This is a genomic window from Flavobacterium daemonense (assembly GCF_007341385.1).
Taxonomy (GTDB): Bacteria; Bacteroidota; Bacteroidia; order Flavobacteriales; family Flavobacteriaceae; genus Flavobacterium; species Flavobacterium daemonense.
Map to the genome: position 1 here is coordinate 58,197 of NZ_VJYD01000012.1, position 23,781 is coordinate 81,977.

The following is a 23,781-nucleotide window of genomic DNA, read 5'->3' on the forward strand; positions in this document are numbered from 1 at the left end:
AAAACTTTCACAAGATGAAACATAAAATATTAATAGCAGGAATATTTGTTGCAAGCCTTTTTGCTTCTTGCTCAGACAATTATTTAGATGCTCCGGCAAAATCAACCTTAGACGAATCAGTTATTTTTTCTAGCCCAGGTTTGGCCGAAGCAGCAATTGACGGAATTAAAATTCCATTTGCTGAAACCAATTCTTACAGAGGACGTTTTCTTCCTTTTTATGGATTAAATACAGATACAGAATGGTATAACTCTTCGCAAACTGTAAGTGATGCTTCAGATTTATGTACGTATGATGCAAAACCGAATAACTCACAAATGAATACAGCGAATAATTCATGGGCAATGAGTTATTCAGGTATTGAGCGTGCTAACATTTGTATTCGTGGTTTGCGTGCTTATGGTAATCCAACTCCTGGATCTCAACTAGGATATTTATTGGGTGAGGCTTTGACTTTGAGAGCAATTTATTATGCTGATTTGGTAAAAGCTTGGGGAGATGTCCCAGGAAGATTTGAACCATTAAACAATGCAACTATCTATGTTGGAAAAACAAGCAGAGACGAAATCTATAAACAGCTTATTGCTGATTTAGGTGAAGCAGAAGAATTGGTTCCTTGGCCAGGTGAAATTAAAGAGACCACTAGTGTAGAAAGAATTAATAAAGCTTTTGTAAAAGGTTTCCGTGCTCGTTTAGCGATGGCTGCGAGCGGTTATCAACAATATCCTGACGGTATCAGAAGAAGTACAGATCCTGCATTATCAGTTAGTGCAATGTATTCTTTAGCTTTGGCTGAATGTCGTTCAGTTATTGCAAGCGGATCTGCACATTTAGAGTCTTCTTTCGAAACATTCTGGAGAAAATACAATCAAGAATATATCGTGGCGGGTGGAGAATCATTATGGGAACTTCCTTTCTCAGATGGTAGAGGACGTATGTTGTTTACTTTTGCTGTAAAACATACTACAAACGACCAGTTTCATGCAAATGGTGCAAACCGTGGTGGAACTGCAGGACCGCTTCCAACTATATTTTATGATTATGATTTAAAAGATACAAGAAGAGATGTAACTTGTGTTCCTTACAAATACGGTACTGCTGTAAACAATATTGCAAAACAAGAATTAGGAACATTGAATACTTGGTATTTTGGTAAATACCGTTATGAGTGGATGACTCGTTTTGTAACTTCTACAAATGACGATGGTGTAAACAAAATTTATATGCGTTACGCAGAAGTTCTTTTGATTGCTGCTGAAGCTGCAAATGAAATAGAAGGACCGGCGGCGGCAGCACCATATTTGAAAGCAGTAAGAGCAAGAGCATTTGCTGCAGCTGACCAAGCTGTTAAAGTTGATGGTTATGTAAATGCTTTAACAACAAAAGACGCAATGTTTAAAGCGCTTGTTGACGAGAATAAATTTGAGTTTACTGGTGAAATGGAGCGTAAACAAAATCTTATTCGTTGGAATTTGCTTAAAGCAAAATTGGACGAGGCTAAAGCAAATATGAAAAGCTTAGCAGACCGTACAGGTAATTATGCAGATGTTCCAACTACTTTATACTATAAATTTAAAGCAGATAATGTGAGTTTGGATATCTATGGTCTTAACCGTGGAGAAACTACAAATCCGGGTACAGGGTATAGTTCTATTGCTTGGACGTGGACAGGAAGTGCTACCGATACTAAGATCAATACTTTGTACAAACCAGGAGTTAATCCTGATAATAGACAATTCTGGCCAATATGGCAAGTATTCCTAGATGGAAGCAATGGGAAATTGACTAATGATTATGGGTATTAACCTTTTGTAAATTAATAAAGTAAGATTATGAAAACAAAATATATTATAAAAGGAGCCATTGCAGCATTATTGTTCATGACTGCCTTTTCAAGTTGTGACACTTTTAATGAACCAGTTATCGACACGTTGAATGTAAATAGAGCATTTTCTCCAATAGACCTTAAAGCGACAGTTAAAAACCAAACTACCGTTGAATTGAATTGGACTGTAAAGCCAGATGCAGATCATTATGTAGTAGAATTCAGTGCAGATGATACTGAATTTAAAACCATTTATAAAACAGTAAATGTTGCTCCAGATCAATTGCCTGTAAAAGTACAGCTTGAAGGAGAAACAGTTTATTCAATCAGAGTAAAAGCAATAAGTTCAACAGGTCTTGCAGATTCTATATGGTCAGTGACTACAGCAACAACATTGTCTGAGCAACTTTTTGTTTCTCCAGTACCAGCTGCAGATATCGAAGCGACTCAAGTAACTTTGAGATGGCCGGCAAATACAAATGCGACAAACATTACTGTAGAGCCAGGTGCTATCAACCATGTACTTACAACAGCTGAAAAAGCATCAGGTGTTGCAATTATAACTGGTCTTAAAGGTGAAACGGCTTACACGGCTAATTTATGGAACGGTACTAAGAAAAGAGGTACTGCAACATTCACAACAGGAATTGATATTGGAACTGGAATTTTAGTTAAACCAGAAGATAATAATTTGCTTCAAAAAATTACTGATGCGCCAAGTGGTTCTGTTTTAGTATTGATGCCGGGAGATTATACAGCTCAAACAGCATTAGTAACAGTGAATAAAACATTAACAATTAGAGGTTTGAGAACAGAAAACAAACCAAAATTAAAACTTAATTTTACGCTTGCTACTAATCCTGCTAATGCTAGTGAAATAGTAAACTTCTCTTTGATTGACGTAGATTTAAGTGGAAGTGGCTTAACTGGTGGTGCAATAACTGTGGGCGTAACAGGTTCACCACAATTTGGAGATGTTTTAATTAGCAGCTCTAATGTGCATGATTTTCCTTCTCAATTAATTTATGGAAGTGGCGTTGCTAAATTAAAATCGTTTACTGTTGACAAAAGCACAATTAAAAATGTAAATACTGCTGGAGGTGCTGATTTTATTGATTTCAGAACGACTTTTGTTGGAAGTGTTTCATTAACAAAAAGTACATTCGATACTTGTTCATCACGTGACTTTATTCGTATGGATGTTTCTAGTTTTTCTGGAACTGGTTTAACAAGTAATGTGTTGATCGATCAATGTACTATATACGCTCCTACATTGCCGTTAGCAAGTAGAATCTTGTACTTGCGTTCTCTTGCAAATGCGTCAATTGTTCGTAATACATTGTTTGCGGTTGGATCTGCAGTTTATACAAACTCTACTGCAACTGCTGCACCGTCATTCTTAAATAATAACAATTTCAATTCGCCTAATTTAGCGCTTGTAGGAAGCAACAATAAACCTGATGCTTCTGCAACGACTTTAGATCCTCAATTTGCTAATGCTGCTGGTGGAAACTTTACAGTTGGAAATTCTGCAGTAAAAGACAAAGGAATTGGAGATCCACAATGGATTAAGTAAATATTTTTATAGTTAGTTTTAAAAGGGATACAGTTTTCTGTATCCCTTTTTTATTGTATTTAAGAAATTGAAAATAGTAGTTTCTAAACTTATTCGATTTCTAAATCAAATTTTTCCAAGAGTCCGGTAAGTGATGTATAGCTAACTTTTGTTTTCTTGATTTTGTTTTCAGAAGGATCAAAAGCATAATTCCGCGAAGTTCGAAAGTCTGTTTTTTCTAAATTACATTCCACGAAAGTGGCGCTTGATAAATCGCAGTTTTTAAAAATGGCTCCAGCCAAATCAGTATTCGAGAAATCGACATCTTTTAAAGAACAATCTGTAAAGTAGGTTTTCTTCAATTTTTTGTAAATGAAAGTCGAGTAATCCAAAATGCAATCCTCAAAACTCATCGAAAACAAAAAGCTGTTGCACGCACTAAAATCAACTCCCATTAATTTACAGCCAATAAATTTGATGTTTTTTAGCCCTGTATTTTTTAGTACAGCCAGCGAAAGATTGCAGTTTTTAAATGTAGAATCTAAAAAGTCATTGTAGCTCAAATCGCTTTTAGAAAAGTTGCATCCAATAAAATCACAGTTTACAAATTCGGTATTCGATAAATATTTGTCGGAGTAATCGATCGTGTCGAATGTTCGGTTTTGATATAATTTAGTTTCCATTTGATTTTTTATTCTAGTTCTACACAATCAAAAATACCATTGTCAGCAAGCAGTTCCACAACGTTAAGTTCACTGTCAATGCGCAAAATATTATCGCAGTCTTCAAGATCAAAATTCCATAAAGTTTGTGGCAATAATTTGTGGAGCAATGCCGAAGCCGCTTCTAATTTCGTCGAACTGTCAACGGAAGTTTTAAATACATAAATCATAATTTGCATTTTTGAAGAGGCAAATGTCTGAAAAATGTGTTTTTACTTAATAGGATTCTATAATCAATAATTAGGACTTATCAATCATTTTTCGGTACTGAATAGGAGAAATTCCTTCATGTTTTTTAAAAAAGCGACTGAAATACGATTGATCTTCATGACCAACATGAGCTGCTATTTCGTTGATCGAAAGTGTAGTTTGAAAGAGTAAATACTTGGCTTCCAATAAAATGTTCTCATCAATCCATTTTACTGCAGATTTGCCTGTAATTGTTTTCACACATTTGTTTAAATGATTGGGCGTTACATTGAGCAATGAAGCATAATGATTGACTTGATGATGCGTTTTGATATGAAGATGAATAAGCTCTTTGAATTTGTTCGTAATAATTTCTGCAGCCGAAATACCTTTAGACGCCGTTATTGAGTTTTTATTCATTTCGTAGAATAAAGCAATCAAATAGGTTTGAACAATATTAAGATTGGCTACGTTCGTATCGGTATATTCTTTTTGCAGCCGATTTAAAATGGAAGTAATCAAAGGAACGTCTTCAGCAGCTAAATTCACTTTTGGATTTCCTGAAATTTTCAAGAAATCAAAATCGTTTAGAAGTTCCCGGCTGCCAAATTTCCCAATTAAAATATCAGGATGAAATTGACAAATGTAACCGTTGTATGTATTGTAGATATTTTTAATCGAAAAAACTTGTTCGGCAGGAACTACTATAATTTGATTTGAAACGGTTTCATATTCTTCAAATCCAACATTCATTTTGTGGAAACCAGATTCTACAAAAATCAAGGTATGACAACGATGTTTAGATGGCGGAACTGGATATTGCAAATGCATCATTTCTTCGGTTTTCAAACAAAAAAAATGATCTGAATCGGATTTGAACAACAAATGCATCGGATTGTCTTCTCCAAGAAATTTCTCCCGAAACCCTTTTGCTTCGTACGTTTTTATTTTTTCCTCCGGTCTTGATTTCATTTTTAATAGTATAATCTGAAATCAAGCAATTTGCAGAGTGCATAATGTTTTTGGTACAATTCTTCAACTACTTCTGTCAAATCGTCGTTTTCCTGATATAAAGTAAAAAATGCTTTGTCAATTGTTTTATAACTGGCAATTTTATTATAAGAAGATCCGTAGCCAGAAATAGCGCGTGCGCCAGTAATGTCCAGAAAATATTGCGCTTCGTCTTCGTTGAGGTCTAGTCGTTTTTTATTGGCGAAATGAATAATTTTTCCTTTCATTTTTCCCTCAAAAAGTTCGGCTATTTCTTCAATGCTGTAATAATAATCATGTAAGCAGATATTGTTCTCCTGTCCAGGCATTACAAGATAGATGATTTCATAATCTTTAAAATTATGATCATCATATAAAAGTGTATTCAGGCTTTCTTCTAAACCTTCAATAGTATCACAGGTTTTGTGAATACTTGCAATTCCTTGATCGACAGCAATCTCTTCAAGATTTTTAACCACATCAGTAATAGTGACTTCATCTACGTCCTGAACACCTTCGAGGCAGAATATAAATTTTTCATTATCCATACTAATGTCTTTTGCGTTTCTCTGTTTATAGAAATGTGGTTTTAGACAAAAGTATTTTTTTATGCGGAAAAACCGCTATCTGATTGGGATTTTAACGTGTTTTTTAGATTTGATTAAAGTTTAGAAGCGTAATATTCATGTATTTAACTGCAATTTTTTAATACGCCCAGCAATTCAACCAAACTGACAACCGCATAAGTTGACGAATAATCAGAGACGGCATACGGCAAAATAAGGCTGTTGTTATGAATAATTGCACCACAGGAATAAACAACATTTGGGACATAACCCTCGCGTTCATCTTCAAGTGGGGCGAGCAGCGGTTCTTGAAGTCTTCCAATTTCTTTTGAAGGATCGTCAAGATCAAATAGTGATGCCCCAATGCAATAACGACGCATTGCTCCAACGCCATGTGTAATGACAAGCCAGCCATCTTCTGTCCAAAGAGGTGAACCGCAATTTCCTATTTGCGTAAATTCCCAAGTATAGCGCGGTTGTTGCAAAAGTATAGGAGTGTTCCATTGTGTTGCTCTTTCAGAAAACATGATGTAATTGTTCACGCCGTCAATTCTGGCAAGCATCGCATATTTGCCTTTTATCTTTTTTGGAAATAAAGCTAGATTTTTATTTTGAGCGCCTTCTCCATGAAGCGGAAGTACTCTAAAAGAATAAAAATCTTCAGTTGAAATTAATTTTGGCAATATCGCATGACCATTATAAGCCGTGTATGTTGCCATAACTCGAACCGACCCGTCATCATCTTGAAAACGAACAAATCGGGCATCTTCAATTCCGCGGCTTTCAGATTCTGAAATGGGAAAAATAACGCGTTCTGTAATATCAGAATCGTGGCTGAACTGCACATCATAAAACGAATTGGCAAGCCAGATTATTTCTTCAAGAGCCGTTCTTCTTTCTTGACGAATCGAAGGATCAGTCAAAGCGGCATTTACCATGTTTTTTAAAACAACAAATTCAAAAGCATCCGGAAGATCTTGCATAATTTGGTCAATATATTTGTCCTGCGTATGCATTTCAGATAATTTTCTTTGAAAGCGCTCTTTGTTCAATAAAGTCTTGTGCTCGATTTCGGCTTTATCAATTTGATTTCCAATTTTCATTATCTGCAAGTTGTTATCCTTGTCTAAAATCCCTCTTCTAAAAACAATCGAAGAAATATGACCTTCTCCAGTTGCTCGAAACGAAATAATGACGCGTTTTTCACCCGCTTCAAGTCCCGACTGATCAAAATCTTCTATAATTGAAGGATTAAAAATCGCGGCCGATTCAATCGCGTATTCCATTGTGCAATACGAACCAATAAGCATTTTTCGATTAAGCGACATGGCTTCATAATCAATTTTCAAGGCTTCAATCAAGGGTCGAACGATTTCGCAATGCTTGAAAAATATGGCCGAAATATTTCTATGTCTTCGAGCAAATTCACGAAGCGTTTGCTCTAGAGTATTGTAAACTTGTTTTTCATCAAGCATCATTATCCTCAAAATCATCTGCTGGGTCCGTTCGTCGCCATTCATGAAATATCTCGCAACAACTCTTCTGGAATCTGGGGTGAATTTTATGTTTTTTCGGACAACTGATACTCGCATAGTTTTACTTTTTTTAAAATTAAAATAATTGTTTTAGTAAAATTATTTCGGGGATTGATAGTATATAATTTGCTTTAGAAATATAGAATACAACTGATTGAATAGGGAAATTATTGTGCCACATTATTAAGCTTAAACAAGTTAGTGATTTTGTAAACGAAAAAAAACTTTATTGTTAAAAATTTAGCATCTTAGGCTAGAGATTGGCAGTAAATAAGTTCAAGATATATTTCAGAAAAAAGTAAAAAAGCATACCCACACTTCGATAAAAAAATAAAAGATTTATGAATTGAATCTTTTTAAGAATTAAATTGTATACCAAAAATGTACTATCTGATACGTTGTAGAGACAATTGATAAGTATTTGATGGGGTATTTTATGAATAAGGAGCTTTAATCATTCGTAGAAAAAATTAACTTTAGCAGTAAAAAAAAATAGAGAAAATCTGTTGGGTGAAATTGATTTAAACACATAGAAACATAGGTTTATAATGCTTAAAAAGGCGTTTCACTTGTTTTAAACAAACATAGTTAGCTATGTGTTAGAAACTAGTTTCTTTTTACGCTCTTTATTTGGAAATAAAAGCGATGTTTCTATGTGTTGAATAAAAAAGACATCTATTTCACCCAACAGGTTAGAGAAAAATTTAAAAAAAAATGTTTTAGAAATGAGAAAAATTGTAATGCTGTGTTTTGTTTTTATGTTTATTGGAAAAACAATTGCACAGGAAGTACCGCTTTTGGCCAATATTTCATCAAGAAATAATATCAACCTTAACGGAAAATGGCACTATATTGTAGATCCTCTTGAAAATGGTTACTACGATTATCGTTTAATGCCTTTAAAAGACAATGGTTTTTTTGAAAATAAAAAGTTTAATACAACTGAACTTTCAGAATATAATTTTGCGACTTCAGCCACGATGGATATTCCGTCAGATTGGAATTCGAAAGACCAAAGATTGTTTTTTTATGAAGGTACAGTTTGGTTTCAAAAAGACTTTGATTATAAAAAAGATGCTCAAAGCAAAGGTATTCTTCATTTTGGCGCTGTAAACTATGACGCAAAAGTGTACGTGAACGGAAAGTTAGCTGGAACTCACATTGGCGGTTACACGCCTTTTAATTTTGATGTGACCAATTTATTGGTTGATGGAAATAATTTTGTGGTGGTGAAAGTAGACAACAAACGCCATAAAGATAATGTTCCGACAGTAAATATGGATTGGTGGAATTACGGTGGAATTACCAGAGATGTTACGCTTGCTACGGTTCCAAACACATATGTAGAAGATTATTTGGTTCAACTGGACAAAAAAGAAAAAGGAAAAATTTCGGGTTGGGTAAAGTTGAATAGTGAAACTGCAAATCAATCGGTTTCTATTTCTATTCCCGAATTGAAAATCAAAAAAGATATTACGACCGACGCGAATGGAATGGCTCATTTTGAAATAAAAGCAAATCCAGTTTTATGGACGCCCGAAAAACCAAAATTATATGAAGTAAGAGTTGGCAAAGCTGATGAAAATATTGTAGACCAAATTGGTTTTAGAACGATTGAAACAAAAGGGAAAGAGATTCTGCTAAACGGAAAAAAGGTCTTTTTAAGAGGAATCAGCATTCACGAAGAAGCGCCATTTAGATCAGGAAGAGCTTGGTCGACAGAAGATGCGCATACTTTATTGACATGGGCAAAAGAATTAGGTTGTAATTATATTCGCTTGGCGCATTATCCGCATAATGAAAATATGGTAAAAGAAGCCGAAAAAATGGGATTGATGATTTGGTCTGAAGTTCCGGTTTATTGGACAATTTCATGGACAAATCCGGATACCTACGCCAATGCCGAACGCCAATTGCATGACATGATTTACAGAGATAAAAATCGTTGTGGTATTGTAATTTGGTCAATTGCAAATGAAACGCCACATGGGGAGGACAGAGATATTTTCTTAAGCAAATTGGCAAAATACGCACGTACGCAAGATAATTCTCGTTTGATAAGCATGGCGATGGAAGTGACTAAAAGCCCAAACAATGTCAATACACTTCAAGACAATATGAATGAATATGTTGATATTGTAAGCTTTAATCAATATTTGGGCTGGTACCGAGGAACTAACGAATCTTGCAAGGATATGAAATGGGTAATTCCTTATAACAAACCGGTTATTATCAGCGAATTTGGAGGTGAGGCTTTACAAGGTTTGCATGGCGATAAAAAAGAACGCTGGAACGAAGAATATCAGGAAGAATTGTACGTTCAAAATACACAAATGTTTAACAGAATTGAAGGTTTAGCAGGAGTTTCGCCTTGGATTCTAGTTGACTTTAGATCGCCGAGAAGACAATTGCCAAACATTCAGGATTACTTTAATCGTAAAGGCTTGATTTCAAACAACGGAATTAAAAAGAAAGCTTTTTATGTAATGAAAGATTGGTACGCACAAAAAGAGAAAGAGTATAAGAATAATTAAAATATCTGGAATTTATTCTAACACATAGAAACATAGATTTAAATGCTGATAAAAGGCGTTTCACTTATTTTAAACAAACATAGTTAACTATGTGTTAGAAACTAGTTTCTTTTTAATCTCTTTTCAATAAATAAAAATCTATGTTTCTATGTGTTGAATAAAACTAAGAATTACATTCAACGATTTAAAGAAAATTTAAAATAAAGTTCAAAACCTTCAAAATCATTTCGATTTTGAAGGTTTTGTGTTTTTACGTATTTTTAACTGAAAAATAGACAACTTGTATGGAAATAGAAATTGTAATCAGACTTCTTTTAGCGGCATTTTGGGGAGCTTTAATTGGTGCAGAAAGAGAATATAGAGGAAAAGCGGCAGGTCTTCGAACTACAATTATGATTTCTGTAGGAGCTTGTTTTTTTACTTTTATGTCGCAATGGATTGGCGGACCAGGAAATCCGGATAGGATCGCTTCTAATATCGTAACCGGTCTTGGTTTTCTTTGCGCCGGAGTAATTTTTAGATCTGATAATCATGTAAGTGGCATTACAACCGCGGCAACGATTTGGTCAGTTGCAGCGGTGAGCATGGGAGTAGGAGCGGGCTATTATTTTGCAGCGGCTTGTGCTGCGATGATGATTCTTTCAATTTTAACACTTCTTACGTTTCTTCAAGACAAGATTGATCTCAGTAATGAACATAAAATCCTTAGAATAACATTTAATCACAGTACTGACGGCTATAAAAAATGCAAAGAACTCTTTTCTGACTACGGCGTTAAATCAAAACTGGTAGTGCAGCGCCGCAATTTAGATCATGTCACTTTAGAATGGCAGGTTCACGGGTCTAAACATTCAATGGAAGAACTGTCAAGAGCACTTTTGCAAGATCCAATTTTTGAGGAATTGGTATTGTAAAACAGAAATTTTGAAATTCTATAAAAAGAGCTTTTAATGAAAGACGATTAGGCAATTTTAAATGTATTTTTGCAGACTGAAAATCAAAATCACTCATGATAAAAATTAATCAAACAGCGTCATTTGCTTTTGAGGATATATTATTCTGTTTTGCCTTAGAATCTGAAGCAGCGGAAGTTTTTAAAGAGAATAACGTAGTATTTACCGGAATTGGAAAAGTAAATGCAGCTTATGAATTGACCAAAGCAATTCAAAAGAAAAAGCCTTCTATAATTATAAATCTTGGTTCGGCGGGAAGCAGTTGTTTTCAAAAAGGGGAAGTAATTTGCTGTACGCAATTTATGCAAAGAGATATGGATGTTCGTGGTTTGGGTTTTGCACAATACGAAACACCTTTATCTGGATTGCCTACCGTTCTTAAATATGGTTTGTTGATGGATAATTTGCAGGAAGGAATTTGCGGAACTGGAGATAATTTTGAAATGGAACATTGTTCAGATGCGTACAATGTTGTCGATATGGAAGCATACGCTTTAGCCATGATTGCAATGAAAGAAAATATTCCGTTTTTATGTCTTAAATACATTTCTGATGGCGCCGATGACAATGCAGCCGAAGATTGGACTGTTCAGGTTCACAAAGCGGCAATCGCTTATGGAAAACTTTTAGGATTGATCTAAAAAACAGAAAACCCTTAACGATCACGTTAAGGGTTTTGTTTTTTATTTTACTAAATAATCAACTTCAGAGGCTTCGCAAAGTCTGAAATAACCTAAAGCATAATCATCAGCATTGTTTGTGTTTACAATATTTCCTCTAATATTTCCCGGTGGAATCGTAAATGGATTTGAGTTGGAAGCATCCAAAATCAATTTCATATAATTAAAGAAGTTTTTAGAAACACCTCTATGCAGAATTTTTACTGTATTTCCGGGCTTCATGTCTTTATGAGAATATCGGGTGCTAATTTCGTTTCCGTTGTACAATTCGTCATTAGTGATTTCGTATTCCGGATAAATTAAAAATTCGCTGTGATAATCGGTCACATAATAATTTTCCTGATCGATTGGATCTTTGTAATAAAAAGTCAGTTCAATAACATCTTTTCCTCCAAAATCAGGGACAATATTTTGCTCTACTTTGTCGATTGGCGTTACAGAAGTCAGTTTTTCAACAGCGGTCAACGTTTTTCCTTCTGCTTGAATAAACAGTTTATAATCCATGTTGATGACAGGAACGAAATTAGTGCACGTATAAACGCCGGCTTCTGTTTGATTGAAAGTGAAAACGTCTCCATTGCTGTTTTCAACTCGAACAATTGCGCCCGAAACTTTTGGTGTTGTTCCATCATAATATGGAGCTGTTTTACTGATTTTTATCACTTGCTGACTTCCATCTGTTCCTTTTTTCCAGACAATTTCGGCATCGATTACGAGTTTTGAATCGGCTGTATCTAAATCAAGATTTACGACATCTTCACACGAAGTAGAAAATAAAACAAAAAGCAAACTCATTAATGCCAATACTTTATTCATCACCTTATTTTTTCTTAATTTTTTCATAGCATTAAAATTTAAAATTATAAGAGACTCCCGGTACGATTCCGAAGATTGAAAGTCTTCTTGTTTCATTTTCGCCCGAATCTTCATTGGTTGTAAAACTCATGGATGCAGCATTTTTTCGGTTGTAAATATTGTAAATGCTGAATACCCAATAGCTTTGCCAGCCTTTCTTTTTATCTGGTTTTGGCGTGTAAGTCGCCGCAACATCCAGATGATGAAAAAGTGGCAATCTGTTTTCATTTCGCAGCGAATAATTCGGAACATGAATACCGCCAAATTCATAATAACCATTCGGATACGTCACCGGCTGACCTGACTGCAACGTGAAATTTCCATTAAAAGACCATTTCGGACTAAATTCATAACTTCCCACAATGCTTAAATTATGCAATTTGTCATATCCTGATAAATACCAATTGCCATTTGCAATTCCGGGTTCTTCGGGCGTTCTTCCTGGCGTTTTTTGTTCTGCTCGTGATAAAGTATAGGAAACCCATCCGGTGAATCTTCCAGTATTTTTTCTGAACAATAATTCCATTCCATACGATCTTGCTTTTCCGGTAAGAATAACTTGTTCAATATTATTGTTGGCCAAAATATCGGCACCATCAATATAATCAATACGATTTTGCACATTTTTATAAAACAATTCGCCTTCAAAAGAATAATCATTGTCTTTAAAATTCTTGAAATATCCCATTGCATATTGATCCAAAAGCTGTGGTTTTGTAAATGGTCCGCTTGGCGTCCAAATATTCATTGGCATTGGCGATTGTGTATTCGATAAAATATGAATATACTGCGCCATTCTGTTGTAACTTGCTTTTATAGATGTATTGTCGTTAAAAGCATAAGACAATGCAGCGCGCGGTTCAAAATTTCCGAAATGGCTGATCGTTTTTCCACTTCCATAATAGACAGAACCCGTTGGAGTTCCTTTCTGATAAATTTTATATAGCGGATTATAAACAACAGCTTCATTATTGTCGTAAGTACTGATTTCTTCTGAGCCTAAACGATAAAACATGCTGTAGCGAAGTCCGTAACGGAAATTCAGTTTCTCTGTAATTTGGTTTTCAAAATCAATAAACGCCGAACTTTCAAAAGCATATTTTTTATCCAATTGTTTGTAATTGAACTGAGAATCTAAACTTGTTGGCTGTACAACTCCCGGATTGAAATTGTAGTATTGGCCATCAATTCCGTAATTGATTTTGAATTTTTCTGATTGCTGATAATTCCAAACATACTTAAGTCCGTAACTGCTGATTTTGCTGTCCCATTCAAAATTTTCAGTAGTAATTCCCAAATTGAATTTATAATCGCTGTAAAATGCCGATAAATTACTGTTTAAACGATCAGAAAAAGAATGTTTCCAACTTAAAATTCCCATTGTATTTCCGTATTTGCTTGAGAAACGATCGTTGATATCGAAAACATCATTTCCTAAATACCCAGAAAAAGCAATAGTATTATTAGCATTAAAGCGATAATTTAATTTGGCATTAAGATCATAAAACATGGCTGAATTTTTGTTGTCAGCCAATTTCATGAACACGTGTGCATACGAAGTTCGTCCAGAAAGTATAAACGAACCTTTATCTTTTTGAATTGGTCCTTGAACTAAAAGTCGGCTGGCAATAAGCCCGATTCCTCCGTTGACTTTATACTTTTCGAAATCTCCGGTTTGCTGCGTAACATCTAAAACAGAGGAAACACGGCCACCAAATCGTGATGGAATTCCGCCTTTATACAAATCAAGACCATTGATGATATCAGCATTAAAAATCGAGAAAAACCCAAACATATGCGAATCGGCATAAACAGGAGCACCGTCTAAAAGAATCAAATTTTGATCGGCAGCGCCTCCGCGGACATTAAAACCAGAAGAAGCTTCTCCGGCATTGGTAACTCCAGGCAAAGTCAAAATCGATTTCAAAGGATCTGGTTCGCCCATTGCAACAGGAATTTTTTTGATTTCCTGCATCGAAAGACGATTGACACTCATTTGCGTATTTTTAATATCAACCGCTTTGTTGCCCGTAACAATTACTTCGCCTAGTTCCTCGCTATCAGATTCTATGTTGAAATTGATCGTCGCATCATCAGAAATATTGATTTGCTTTTCTTTATTCTTAAAACCAACATAGCTGATAGAAACCGTATAATTTCCATTCGGAATTTCAATACTATATCTTCCGTTAACATCTGTTACAGTGCCAATCTCGAGTTCTTTGATGTAAAGATTGGCACCAATAACAGGCTGTCTTTCATCATCAAAAATCTGTCCTTTTAGCTTGCTTTTTTTTTTAGCCGATTTTTGAATTTGAGACTTCTGTTTTACAAAAATATTATTGCCAACAATGGAGAATTGTACCGTTGCGGTTTTGTTTAATTCCGAAATAAGTTTTTCGATTTCGACTTGTTTAAAAGTGTTTTTCTTGGTGAAATACTTTTGATTGGTGTCGATCTGATCTGTGAAAGCAAATTTAAAATCGGTTTGAGATTCAATTTGCTTGAAGAATTCTTTTAAGGTTACATTTTGATCTACAGTTACCGTGATCTTTTGGGCAGAGACACATAAGCTGAATAAAAAAAAGCATGCTGAAATTATATGCTTCATGAAATTTTGTATTTTTGAATATTATTAAATGGAATAACTTCGTGTTATCCTGATTATAAGGAGGATGTGTAGTTTCGCGGCTTGCATCCTTTTTTCTTTTCTATTGAAAAGTAATTTGTTTTAGATTTTCATTTATCTCAAAGTTTAGGTTATACATTTCTGATATTAATTGTACAATTGTTTTTAAATCCTCTTTTTTATTGATTCGGATTGTGATTTTCTGGTCTAGATTTTCTTTCGGGATTACGACTTTATAGCCATAATTTTCTTCGATATAATTACTTAAAACGCTTAGTTTTTCATTATCAAAATCTACAAAACGGTTAAATTCGGCAACAGTTGCGGTTTCGCTTCCATAAGTAAATTTTTCGCCAGGTTTTAAAACCCATTGTTGATCTTTGCCTTTTACATTCATTTGAACACTTCCTTCATAAAGTTCAACGGTAACTTCTTTTTTGTCTGATTCTTTTACAATAAATGAAGTTCCTAAAACAGTAGTTGTAGTTTCATTACAAAAAACCTGAAATGGATGTTTTTTGTCTTTGGTAACTTTAAAATAAGCTTGACCGCTGATTTCTATTTTTCTGTTTAAAGCGAAATTATTGCCATAAGTAATTTTAGAATTCGGATTCAGTTCAACTTTTGAAGCATCAGGCAAGACAACAAGTTTTATTTTTGACGTTGTATTTTCAATTACGTTTTCTGCCAAAACAACATTTTCCGTCTGAGATTTAGTATTGAAAAAAATTCCAGTTCCAATAAGAACAAAAAGCAAAACAGCCGCTGCAGCATAATAACGCCAAGGAGAAGATTTCTTTTTCTTTGCAGCAAAAGCTTTCGAATGGAATTTTTCCCAAGAAGCTTCTTTTTCACTTTCCGAATGTGAATGCGAAGTTTCCTCCCATAATTTTTTTAACTCTTTGTCGAAATTTTCGTTATCCATTTTTTTTGGAATTAAATTATCTGGCACTGAAATCCTTGTTTGTTAAAAACACCATAGACCATTTCTTTAATCTCGCGGTTGGTTTCGATTTTCAGGATTTTTTCAGGATTTTTATAATCAAATTGTATGATACAATCAGAAATAATGAATTGCAGAAGAGCCACAATTAAGTGAGCATCTTTTTTAGTTCTTACATTCGTTTTATACGCTTCAGTGTGCATTTTATGTTCTCGTTTTTATAGATAACAAACGAGAAAGCAAAAGTTCCTAATGCTCTGCGATTTTTTTTCGAATAAATTTACTGGCAAGATAAATATGATTGGCAATTGTCTTTTCGGAAAGATCTGTAATTTCTGCAATCTCTTTATAACTAAGGTTTTCCAGTTTATGTAAAGTGAATATTTTTTGTTGCTGCTCAGGAAGCTGACTAATGAAAGCATACAGTTTTTCTTGTCTTTCCTCAAAAATCCCAGAATCAGGTTCTTCGTCTAAAATAGCAACTGCAAAAGTGTCAAGCTGAACAATTTTGTTTTCTCTATTGATATGATTAAGAATAATGTTTTTGCAGATTGTAAACAATTGCTTGTCAAACAGAACATCTTCGTTTAGAAGTTCTTTCTTGTTGTAAAGTCTTAAAAAAGTTTCTTGGACGAAATCATCGGGCGTAAGAACCGTCAAGTCAAATCGTTTGGCAATGTTTATTAGTTTGTTGTAGTAATTGAAATACACCTCTTTGAAGGCGTCTTCATTCCCTTTTTTTAAACTTAAAATAAACTTTTTATTGTCCATAACGAAAATATCGCGACTAGTTTTAACTAATCTAAACTCAATGAGTTCAATATTATTGCAATTTAGAAAATGACGAATCTAAAATTGTGATTGTAATAAGTTGCAAAGAACTGTAATTTAATTTTAAAGTTTGACGCTGTTATTGAAAAATGTTACAGCAATAAGGATGTTTTCTGTTTTGATAATTATGAAAGTCTCTGAAAATGTTTTATTTCAAAAGTAATTTTCATTTTCAGTACTTAATTTAATAAATCTATCTTACTTTAGACCAAAAAATAAACATTAATATTCTTACATTCATAAGTCCTAAATTTAAACTATGGAGAGCTTTATTCTATTTGTCTTGTTTGTATGCGTGGTTGTCTTGTTTACTAGTATTTCTAAATTAAAAGAAGAAAACGAAAATCTTGAATCTCTTTTTAGAAAAAGCAGAGATGACTATAATTCTTTGAAAAATGAAATTGTAGCGATTAAAAAACAAATAGCGCAACCGAATTTTGCCGCAGAAGACTTACCCGAAAAAATTAAGGAAGTCGAAATAATTTCTAAACCAATAGTTGAAGCTTCTCCTTCAATAATTTCTGTTCCTGATAAAGTCGAGGAAGTTATTCAAAAAGAAGAGAATATTATTCCTGAAGAAGCGCTTGAGAAACTTGCTTTGGAATCGTCAATAATTCATGTTAATGACACAAATAAAATTGTTGAAGCAAATAAAATTCCAGAACCAATAGTGAATATTGAAACAGAGCTAATTTTTGAATTAGAAAAACAAACAGAACCTCAACATTATGAGGAAGAAGTTTATGTAGAAAGTGCTTTTTCAATTTTCGTAAAAAAACTAGAACAGCAATTTGCTGAAAATTGGACTGGAATTTTAGGAACAGCCATAATGGTTTTAGGAATTGGTTATTTAAGCATTTACACCGCTTTGAAGGTTTCGCCAATGTTCCGAGTTTTGATTCTTTGGCTTTATGCCGGAGTTTTAGTTGGTTCTTATTACTTTTTGAAGACAAAGGAGAAATGGTTTAAAACAGGACTTTGGCTTCGCAGTGCCGGTGCAAGTTTGTTTTTGTTTGGATGTTTTGGCGCTTCGCAAATTCCCGCGCTTACTTTTATAGATACTATTCCGCTCGCTTATTCACTCATCGGAATTGGAATTGCAATCAATTTATATGTTGGTTATATCATAAGGCAACAAACTTTTTTATCACTCCACGTGATTTTGAGTATTTTGATTTTATGCGTAATTCCAGAAAAGTTATTAATTACATTTTTACTGGCGTCTTTGACAGCAACGGCAGGAATTATTTTATCTTATAAAGAAAAATGGGAATATCATTTATTGATTGTTATTTCGGCCTTTATCATATTTGATATTTGGTTTACACAAGGCACGCATAGTTTAAGCGCGTCTCAAAATATTTTTGCGATATTGGGTATTATTTTGGTTTCTGTAAGTTGTATGTACATGCAATACCGAAGCATTTATGCCAATACTCGTTTTGATCGAATTGCTTTTATCACGCATCTTACCAACTGGATTTTATTTGCTTTAGGATTGATTTTACATTCAACAGGAAGCAAAATCAAAATATTCGTTTTGTTCGCAGCAGGAATTCTTTGTCTTTTTGCGGCTCTTTTTGCCAGAAAGAAAAAGATTTTTTGGCTGTATCATTTAGACGGAATGGTTTCGTTTATACTTTTTGCTTTAAGTATTATCATGCTTAATGATTGGAAAATAGGTTTTGATGTTATCGCCTGCGGTTTGTACTTTTTAGTGGTTACTTGTTTGTTCATTGTTTATAAAAGTGGGGAAAGTTTATTGCATAAAATATTTCTATGCATTAATCATGTTTTAGGTCTGTTTGTTTTGGGTTTCTTTGCTATGAACACTAATCCATCTTTTCAAGAAATTACGATTACAAATACTTTTGCGACGTTAATTGTTATGACTTTGATAACATTAATCGTTCCTGTTTTCTGCGTTGTAAAAAAGGAGTTTTTAGAAATTGATTTTTTTGTTATCAAGAAAGATTTAAGTTTAAACGGAATTCTTTCCATTCTGTTTTCAATATTATTTTTTATAAGCTGGTATCATACAATTGAAGTTTCGTTTTATTATCCGCTTTTATTTTTGGCTTTGCTTTGGTGTTTTTTACGATTCAAATTCAAAACAAATACTTTTGATTTAGGCCGATTTACTTTTTTGAACATAAGCATTGTTGCAGGATTAATATTGATGCTCACAGAATCTAAATCTAATGTAGATATTCTTTACGCTTTAGGAATTGTTTCTGTAATAACATCGAACTGGTTTGTCAAACTATTTTATACTGATGAACGTACTATAAAAACTATTGGAATTATTGGAGCAAATGCTTTATTGCTTTCGGTTTTATATAAATATGGAGCCGATCATAATATTATCCAGATTTTTGGATTGTTTGGAATTGCTTTACTAAATCACGAATTTTTGTGGATTCAGTTTAAACGCAAAACGCTTTCTGTAGACAATCAGGTCTTGCTGTATCTTTTTTGTCTTGTTTTTTCGATATTCGGAAGTTTCTTCTTTTTATACAATACCCAATTTTTAAATAATACCGAAATTGGTTTAATTGCCATTGGACTTTCCATCATCGAAGCCTATATTTTATTTGCCGATAAAATCAGAAATAAATCAGAAGAAGTTATTTCTGGCTGGGGAAATTTCCATACGCTGAATTCCGAATTTATTCTGTTTAATGCTGTAGTTTTTGGATTTACTTGTATCCAAATAGATTATATTCCGGTTTATTTGGGAGGTTTAGCGGTGATCACTTTTTGGATCTTTCAAAAAGTAGAAAAAATGAAACGCTATAATATTTATTCTTTTGTGCTATTGATAGGTTCTGTGCTTTTAAGTATTTATTTAGCTATTTTTAAAACAGGCAACGTTAGTGAAAACATACTTTATGGAACACAAATCGTTACCATTTTGTTTTCTGTCGCTTATAGTTATCTGCAAATAAAAAGTCCGAAAGAAGAAGGAAAAATGTTCAGTACAATTTTACCTGTTCTTCAAAATTTATGGATAATAGCTTTGTTATTTATTCAAGTAGAGACAGTGTATTTATCGCCAATATTTATGTTGCTGGCAATTCTTAATTTTGGTTTGATCTTGTACAGAAAAATAGATTTGGTTTCAGGATCTGTTTTGATTATCGGACTTTTATCTATTCTGACTTCTGTTTTTTACAGTATCAAAACGCTGAATAGTTTTACTTTGCTGGATTGGATTTTACAACTTTCAGCAATTGTTTTATTGATTGTGTTGGTTCTTTTAATTCATAAAAAAGAGTTTATTAAATCGCTGAAAATCGATTATCAAATTGCTGTAAATATTTGGCTTTCTATTATTATGTTCTCACAATTAGAACACAAATGGCTTCCTGTATTTTGGGCGTCAACGGCAATTGTAAACGTGTTGCTGTATTATAAAAAGATTGGAAACAAAAAAGAAATCAGTATTCTTTATTATTTGCTCGCTAATTTTCATTTAGCTTTTATTAGTTTCAATTTTTATGAATCTAAGTTTGAATTCGTTTATTTAATCATATTTGCCTTATTGGCATTGTATATTTTTATCATTTACAAATACATCGAAGACTTTGAGTTTAAAAACAGTATTATTATTTATCCCGCCACATTCAGTATTGGATTGTTTCTGTTTCTTTCATTTGACAAAGGAATCTTGACCTTCTTCTGGATTTTAGAATCATTAGGATTGTTAATACTTGGCATTATTTTAAAAGAAAAATACTTCCGTTACGTTTCGCTTTCCTTAGTTGGAGTTTGTGTCGTCCGATTAATGTTTTTCGATTTATCAAATGCCGATTTCCTAATTACAGCATTAGTTTTATTAGGTGTTGGCGTTGTACTTTTAGTAATGAATACTTTATTTAAAAAATACAAAGAGCGATTTGATTAAAAAACGAGTTTTGTTCAATAAAAAAAGCCACAGATTCAAATAAATGAATTTGTGGCTTTTTTTAATTTAAGTTTCAGACTATAGGAAACTTGTCTATTTTTCTTGTTCTAAATTATCAACGTCAGAAATCTGGTCTAATATATTTGTTTGGTTGGGAGAAATATAGTTTTTTGTTTCACTTGGTGTTTCTTTCTTAAAAAGAATATCCAAAGCATTGTATAGTTTTAATAAAACATCTCTGTCGGCTTTTTCGATTTCTAAAGCCGTATTAAAATTAAAAACGTAATTATTAGAATTACGTACTTCTACTTTTATCGTTTTTGATGTGATTTTAAACTTGACAATATCCATTGTTTATAAATTACTTTAGATTGTAAAATACTATATTAATGAGGGTCATGTAAATATAAACACAATTCGGCTATAATTACAAAGTACTATAAATAAAAAAACATCACTTATTGAAGTGATGTTTTTACCTAGTAGCGAGGACGGGAGTTGAACCCGTGACCTCAGGGTTATGAATCCTGCGCTCTAACCAACTGAGCTACCTCGCCTGGACTGCAAACCGGAATCATTTCCTTATTGCGGGTGCAAAGATAGAAATAATATTAAAGCGTACAAGCATAAAATGAAGAAAAAAAAATATTTTTAAAAACGCATTGTTTTTGGACATATATTCTTATATTTCGAAAAAATTAAACGCAGCACATGGATTCAAAAATACGTTACGAAATCGAGTTCCCGATCAATTCTTCGCCGCAATTATTGTATCAATATATATCAACGCCTTCAGGTTTGTCAGAATGGTTTGCAGACAATGTAAACTCTAGAGGCGAATTTTTTACTTTCATCTGGAATGACTCGCAGGAAAAAGCGCGTTTAGCATCTAAAAAAACGGGTGAAAAAGTAAAGTTTAAATGGGTTGACGAAAGCAGCAAGGATACTGAGTACTTTTTTGAACTACATATTTTAGTTGATGAATTGACGAAAGATGTGTCATTAATGGTAGTTGATTTTGCCGAAAAAGAAGAAGTAGGAGAAGCTAAACAATTGTGGGAGAATCAAATCTCAGACTTGAAACATCTTATAGGATCTGTTTAGTATAAAACTATTTTATCCCTTATATTTGCCCTGAACAAAATTCAGGGTTTTTTTATGATCAATTTTAACGGAAACATCGCGCAGGAAGAAAATATATTAACTCAAAATCGTGCCTTTTTATATGGAGACGGCGTTTTTGAAACAGTAAAAATTCTAAACAATAAAATTTTATTTCTTGAAGATCATTATTTCCGCTTAATGGCTTCAATGCGTGTTGTTAGAATGGAAATTCCGATGAATTTTACAATGGAATATTTTGAAGAGCAAGTTTTGAAATTGGTTCAGGAAAAAAATATTTCCGCATCAGCAAGAGCGAGAATTACAGTTTTTAGAAATGATGGCGGATTGTATTTGCCAAAAACAAATGAAGTTTCGTTTTTGATTCACGCAACACCTCTTGAAAATACTTTATACAGTATAAATTCAGCTGTTTATGAAGTTGATTTGTACAAAGACTTCTATGTGACCAAACAATTATTATCGTCGATTAAAACGACAAATAAGATGATAAATGTAACAGGAAGTATTTTTGCCCACGAAAATGGCTTGGCAAATTGTATTTTGGTCAATGATTCAAAAAATGTAGTCGAAGCGCTTCAGGGTAATTTATTTATGCTTACAGGCAAAAAATTAGTTACGCCTCCAATTTCTGAAGGCTGTCTAAACGGAATTATGCGCAAGCAGATTTTAGCCTTGGCAAAAAAAATAGAAGGCATAGAAATTTCAGAAGAAATAATTTCGCCGTTTGATCTTCAAAAAGCCGACGAATTATTCTTGACAAATGTAATCACAGGAATACAGCCGATAACTAAATATCGAAAAAAAGAGTTTACGAGCAATCTAGCTCATTTATTAGTGCAAAGACTAAATGATTCCATATCTGAAAATTAATTCAGATATGGGTTTTCAGGTGCGTTTGACCAAATAAGATAATCACCGCCAAGTTCTAGGATTTGTTCTTTCCAGAAATGCGTGGTCGATTTTCCGATAATTTTGTTTTTGTAATTATTATCAGCAATGATCCAGGAGTTTCCCTGCATTTCATTTTCAAGCTGATTTTCATCCCAACCGGTGTAACCTAAGAAAAAACGAATATTATTTTTACTAATAGATCCGTCGTTTATTAAGTCTTTTGTGGATTCAAAATCTCCGCCCCAATAAATTCCATTAGAAATCTCGACACTATTCGGGATCAATTCTGGAATATTGTGAATGAAATATAGATTGTCCTGCTCAACAGGACCTCCGTTGTATATTTTAAAGTTGGCATCAATCTCCGGTATTAAATCATTAATAGTATATTTTAAAGGCTTATTAATGATAAAACCAATTGATCCTTCTTTGTTATGGTCTGCTAATAAAATTACCGATCTGTTAAATGATAAATCTCCAATTATTGAAGGCTCGGCAATAAGCAGGTGTCCTTTTTTTAATTTTTCTGAAATCATACGGCTACAATTTTTATTAAATTTAGTCATAAAATTTTGAACTGCCCAAAAAAAATCGTTAAACCGCACAAAAAAACCCTCCTAATGGAGGGTTTTAATTATATTATAAGTTTAGAGAACTTTCTTACTTAGTTCACTGCACCTTCTAATTCAGCTCCTGCTTTGAATTTTACTACATTTTTAGCTGCAATTTTGATAGTTTTTCCAGTTTGTGGATTTCTACCGTCTCTAGCTGCTCTAGCAGATACTGACCAAGATCCGAAACCTACTAATGAAATTCTTCCTCCTTTTTTCAAAGTAGTTCCTACATTTCCTAAAAATGACTCTAAAGCTAATTTTGCCGCAGCTTTTGTAATTCCTGCATCAGCAGCGATAGCATCGATTAATTCTGATTTGTTCATAATAATTAGTTATTAATTGTTGGTTAAAAAAAATTGTTAATACACAAATTTAGTAGGAAATCCGTTGCGTGCAAGTGTTTTCTTTAATTTTAGCAATAATTGTTAATAACTTGC

At 33.4% G+C, this 23,781-nt stretch carries 21 protein-coding genes and 1 tRNA gene; 8 read left to right on the forward strand and 14 right to left on the reverse strand.

Going from position 1 to position 23,781, the window contains the following annotated elements:
* The first annotated feature begins 14 nt into the window (after window positions 1-14).
* Window positions 15-1,805, forward strand: coding sequence for a RagB/SusD family nutrient uptake outer membrane protein (locus FND99_RS15155; RefSeq protein ID WP_144338789.1), 1,791 nt, complete (start codon window positions 15-17; stop codon window positions 1,803-1,805).
* 27 nt (window positions 1,806-1,832) lie between these two features.
* Window positions 1,833-3,401, forward strand: a complete 1,569-nt coding sequence (locus FND99_RS15160; protein WP_246074227.1) for a DUF5123 domain-containing protein — start codon at window positions 1,833-1,835, stop codon at window positions 3,399-3,401.
* Between the two features lie 89 nt (window positions 3,402-3,490).
* On the opposite strand, the gene FND99_RS15165 is transcribed toward FND99_RS15160, so the two are convergent.
* From FND99_RS15165 to FND99_RS15185, 5 genes are all read right to left on the reverse strand, one after another.
* Window positions 3,491-4,063 carry a pentapeptide repeat-containing protein gene (locus FND99_RS15165; protein ID WP_144338791.1) on the reverse strand — a complete coding sequence of 191 codons (573 nt, stop codon included), beginning with the start codon at window positions 4,061-4,063 and terminating at the stop codon, window positions 3,491-3,493.
* Window positions 4,064-4,071: 8 nt separating this feature from the next.
* Window positions 4,072-4,272 (reverse strand): hypothetical protein, encoded by a 201-nt coding sequence (locus FND99_RS15170; protein WP_144338792.1) that lies wholly within the window; start codon window positions 4,270-4,272, stop codon window positions 4,072-4,074.
* Between the two features lie 70 nt (window positions 4,273-4,342).
* Window positions 4,343-5,263 (reverse strand): helix-turn-helix domain-containing protein, encoded by a 921-nt coding sequence (locus FND99_RS15175; protein ID WP_144338793.1) that lies wholly within the window; start codon window positions 5,261-5,263, stop codon window positions 4,343-4,345.
* Between the two features lie 2 nt (window positions 5,264-5,265).
* Window positions 5,266-5,829, reverse strand: a complete 564-nt coding sequence (locus tag FND99_RS15180) for a DUF6642 family protein (RefSeq protein ID WP_144338794.1) — start codon at window positions 5,827-5,829, stop codon at window positions 5,266-5,268.
* 143 nt (window positions 5,830-5,972) lie between these two features.
* Entirely contained in the window at window positions 5,973-7,439 is a 1,467-nt protein-coding gene (locus FND99_RS15185; protein WP_144338795.1) for a glycoside hydrolase family 130 protein, read from the reverse strand.
* Between the two features lie 668 nt (window positions 7,440-8,107).
* Between FND99_RS15185 and FND99_RS15190 the strand changes: the two genes are divergently transcribed.
* The 3 genes from FND99_RS15190 to FND99_RS15200 all read left to right on the forward strand — a co-directional run bounded on the left by FND99_RS15190 (window position 8,108) and on the right by FND99_RS15200 (window position 11,510).
* A complete protein-coding gene (locus FND99_RS15190) occupies window positions 8,108-9,916 on the forward strand; it encodes a glycoside hydrolase family 2 protein (protein WP_144338796.1) in 1,809 nt (602 codons plus the stop codon).
* 284 nt (window positions 9,917-10,200) lie between these two features.
* Window positions 10,201-10,830: an MgtC/SapB family protein gene (locus tag FND99_RS15195; RefSeq protein WP_144338797.1), complete on the forward strand. Its 630-nt coding sequence runs from the start codon at window positions 10,201-10,203 to the stop codon at window positions 10,828-10,830.
* Between the two features lie 95 nt (window positions 10,831-10,925).
* Window positions 10,926-11,510: a 5'-methylthioadenosine/S-adenosylhomocysteine nucleosidase family protein gene (locus FND99_RS15200; protein ID WP_144338798.1), complete on the forward strand. Its 585-nt coding sequence runs from the start codon at window positions 10,926-10,928 to the stop codon at window positions 11,508-11,510.
* A gap of 42 nt (window positions 11,511-11,552) precedes the next feature.
* On the opposite strand, the gene FND99_RS15205 is transcribed toward FND99_RS15200, so the two are convergent.
* From FND99_RS15205 to FND99_RS15225, 5 genes are all read right to left on the reverse strand, one after another.
* On the reverse strand, window positions 11,553-12,392 hold the full coding sequence (locus FND99_RS15205; protein WP_144338799.1) for a DUF4249 domain-containing protein: 840 nt from the start codon (window positions 12,390-12,392) through the stop codon (window positions 11,553-11,555).
* A 4-nt stretch (window positions 12,393-12,396) separates the two neighbouring features.
* Window positions 12,397-15,015 carry a TonB-dependent receptor gene (locus FND99_RS15210; RefSeq protein WP_144338800.1) on the reverse strand — a complete coding sequence of 873 codons (2,619 nt, stop codon included), beginning with the start codon at window positions 15,013-15,015 and terminating at the stop codon, window positions 12,397-12,399.
* Window positions 15,016-15,115: 100 nt separating this feature from the next.
* Window positions 15,116-15,958: a FecR family protein gene (locus FND99_RS15215; protein WP_144338801.1), complete on the reverse strand. Its 843-nt coding sequence runs from the start codon at window positions 15,956-15,958 to the stop codon at window positions 15,116-15,118.
* Window positions 15,959-15,969: 11 nt separating this feature from the next.
* Complete coding sequence (locus tag FND99_RS15220) at window positions 15,970-16,179, reverse strand: C1 domain-containing protein (protein WP_144338802.1); 210 nt, start codon at window positions 16,177-16,179, stop codon at window positions 15,970-15,972.
* A 46-nt stretch (window positions 16,180-16,225) separates the two neighbouring features.
* Window positions 16,226-16,747 carry an RNA polymerase sigma factor gene (locus FND99_RS15225; RefSeq protein WP_144338803.1) on the reverse strand — a complete coding sequence of 174 codons (522 nt, stop codon included), beginning with the start codon at window positions 16,745-16,747 and terminating at the stop codon, window positions 16,226-16,228.
* 319 nt (window positions 16,748-17,066) lie between these two features.
* On the opposite strand from FND99_RS15225, the gene FND99_RS15230 reads away from it, so the two are divergent.
* Window positions 17,067-20,714, forward strand: a complete 3,648-nt coding sequence (locus FND99_RS15230) for a DUF2339 domain-containing protein (protein ID WP_144338804.1) — start codon at window positions 17,067-17,069, stop codon at window positions 20,712-20,714.
* Window positions 20,715-20,807: 93 nt separating this feature from the next.
* Here the strand turns inward: FND99_RS15230 and FND99_RS15235 are convergent, their stop codons facing one another.
* Window positions 20,808-21,065 (reverse strand): hypothetical protein, encoded by a 258-nt coding sequence (locus FND99_RS15235; protein WP_144338805.1) that lies wholly within the window; start codon window positions 21,063-21,065, stop codon window positions 20,808-20,810.
* Window positions 21,066-21,197: 132 nt separating this feature from the next.
* Window positions 21,198-21,271: transfer RNA gene (locus tag FND99_RS15240), tRNA-Met, on the reverse strand.
* Window positions 21,272-21,425: 154 nt separating this feature from the next.
* On the opposite strand from FND99_RS15240, the gene FND99_RS15245 reads away from it, so the two are divergent.
* A complete protein-coding gene (locus FND99_RS15245; protein ID WP_026727620.1) occupies window positions 21,426-21,818 on the forward strand; it encodes an START-like domain-containing protein in 393 nt (130 codons plus the stop codon).
* 54 nt (window positions 21,819-21,872) lie between these two features.
* Entirely contained in the window at window positions 21,873-22,709 is an 837-nt protein-coding gene (locus FND99_RS15250) for an aminotransferase class IV (RefSeq protein ID WP_144338806.1), read from the forward strand.
* Here the strand turns inward: FND99_RS15250 and FND99_RS15255 are convergent.
* Together FND99_RS15255 and FND99_RS15260 are read right to left on the reverse strand one after the other, a co-directional pair.
* On the reverse strand, window positions 22,706-23,266 hold the full coding sequence (locus tag FND99_RS15255; RefSeq protein WP_144338807.1) for a YqgE/AlgH family protein: 561 nt from the start codon (window positions 23,264-23,266) through the stop codon (window positions 22,706-22,708). The genes FND99_RS15250 and FND99_RS15255 overlap by 4 nt on opposite strands.
* A 128-nt stretch (window positions 23,267-23,394) precedes the next feature.
* Entirely contained in the window at window positions 23,395-23,667 is a 273-nt protein-coding gene (locus tag FND99_RS15260; protein WP_012022249.1) for an HU family DNA-binding protein, read from the reverse strand.
* Between the last annotated feature and the right edge of the window lie 114 nt (window positions 23,668-23,781).

Coding starts and splice junctions, on each gene's coding strand:
- FND99_RS15155 (WP_144338789.1), top strand. CDS start 15: ATGAAACATAAAATATTAATAGCAGGAATATTTGTTGCAAGCCTTTTT.
- FND99_RS15160 (WP_246074227.1), top strand. CDS start 1,833: ATGAAAACAAAATATATTATAAAAGGAGCCATTGCAGCATTATTGTTC.
- FND99_RS15165 (WP_144338791.1), bottom strand. CDS start 4,063: ATGGAAACTAAATTATATCAAAACCGAACATTCGACACGATCGATTAC.
- FND99_RS15170 (WP_144338792.1), bottom strand. CDS start 4,272: ATGATTTATGTATTTAAAACTTCCGTTGACAGTTCGACGAAATTAGAA.
- FND99_RS15175 (WP_144338793.1), bottom strand. CDS start 5,263: ATGAAATCAAGACCGGAGGAAAAAATAAAAACGTACGAAGCAAAAGGG.
- FND99_RS15180 (WP_144338794.1), bottom strand. CDS start 5,829: ATGGATAATGAAAAATTTATATTCTGCCTCGAAGGTGTTCAGGACGTA.
- FND99_RS15185 (WP_144338795.1), bottom strand. CDS start 7,439: ATGCGAGTATCAGTTGTCCGAAAAAACATAAAATTCACCCCAGATTCC.
- FND99_RS15190 (WP_144338796.1), top strand. CDS start 8,108: ATGAGAAAAATTGTAATGCTGTGTTTTGTTTTTATGTTTATTGGAAAA.
- FND99_RS15195 (WP_144338797.1), top strand. CDS start 10,201: ATGGAAATAGAAATTGTAATCAGACTTCTTTTAGCGGCATTTTGGGGA.
- FND99_RS15200 (WP_144338798.1), top strand. CDS start 10,926: ATGATAAAAATTAATCAAACAGCGTCATTTGCTTTTGAGGATATATTA.
- FND99_RS15205 (WP_144338799.1), bottom strand. CDS start 12,392: ATGAAAAAATTAAGAAAAAATAAGGTGATGAATAAAGTATTGGCATTA.
- FND99_RS15210 (WP_144338800.1), bottom strand. CDS start 15,015: ATGAAGCATATAATTTCAGCATGCTTTTTTTTATTCAGCTTATGTGTC.
- FND99_RS15215 (WP_144338801.1), bottom strand. CDS start 15,958: ATGGATAACGAAAATTTCGACAAAGAGTTAAAAAAATTATGGGAGGAA.
- FND99_RS15220 (WP_144338802.1), bottom strand. CDS start 16,179: ATGCACACTGAAGCGTATAAAACGAATGTAAGAACTAAAAAAGATGCT.
- FND99_RS15225 (WP_144338803.1), bottom strand. CDS start 16,747: ATGGACAATAAAAAGTTTATTTTAAGTTTAAAAAAAGGGAATGAAGAC.
- FND99_RS15230 (WP_144338804.1), top strand. CDS start 17,067: ATGGAGAGCTTTATTCTATTTGTCTTGTTTGTATGCGTGGTTGTCTTG.
- FND99_RS15235 (WP_144338805.1), bottom strand. CDS start 21,065: ATGGATATTGTCAAGTTTAAAATCACATCAAAAACGATAAAAGTAGAA.
- FND99_RS15245 (WP_026727620.1), top strand. CDS start 21,426: ATGGATTCAAAAATACGTTACGAAATCGAGTTCCCGATCAATTCTTCG.
- FND99_RS15250 (WP_144338806.1), top strand. CDS start 21,873: ATGATCAATTTTAACGGAAACATCGCGCAGGAAGAAAATATATTAACT.
- FND99_RS15255 (WP_144338807.1), bottom strand. CDS start 23,266: ATGATTTCAGAAAAATTAAAAAAAGGACACCTGCTTATTGCCGAGCCT.
- FND99_RS15260 (WP_012022249.1), bottom strand. CDS start 23,667: ATGAACAAATCAGAATTAATCGATGCTATCGCTGCTGATGCAGGAATT.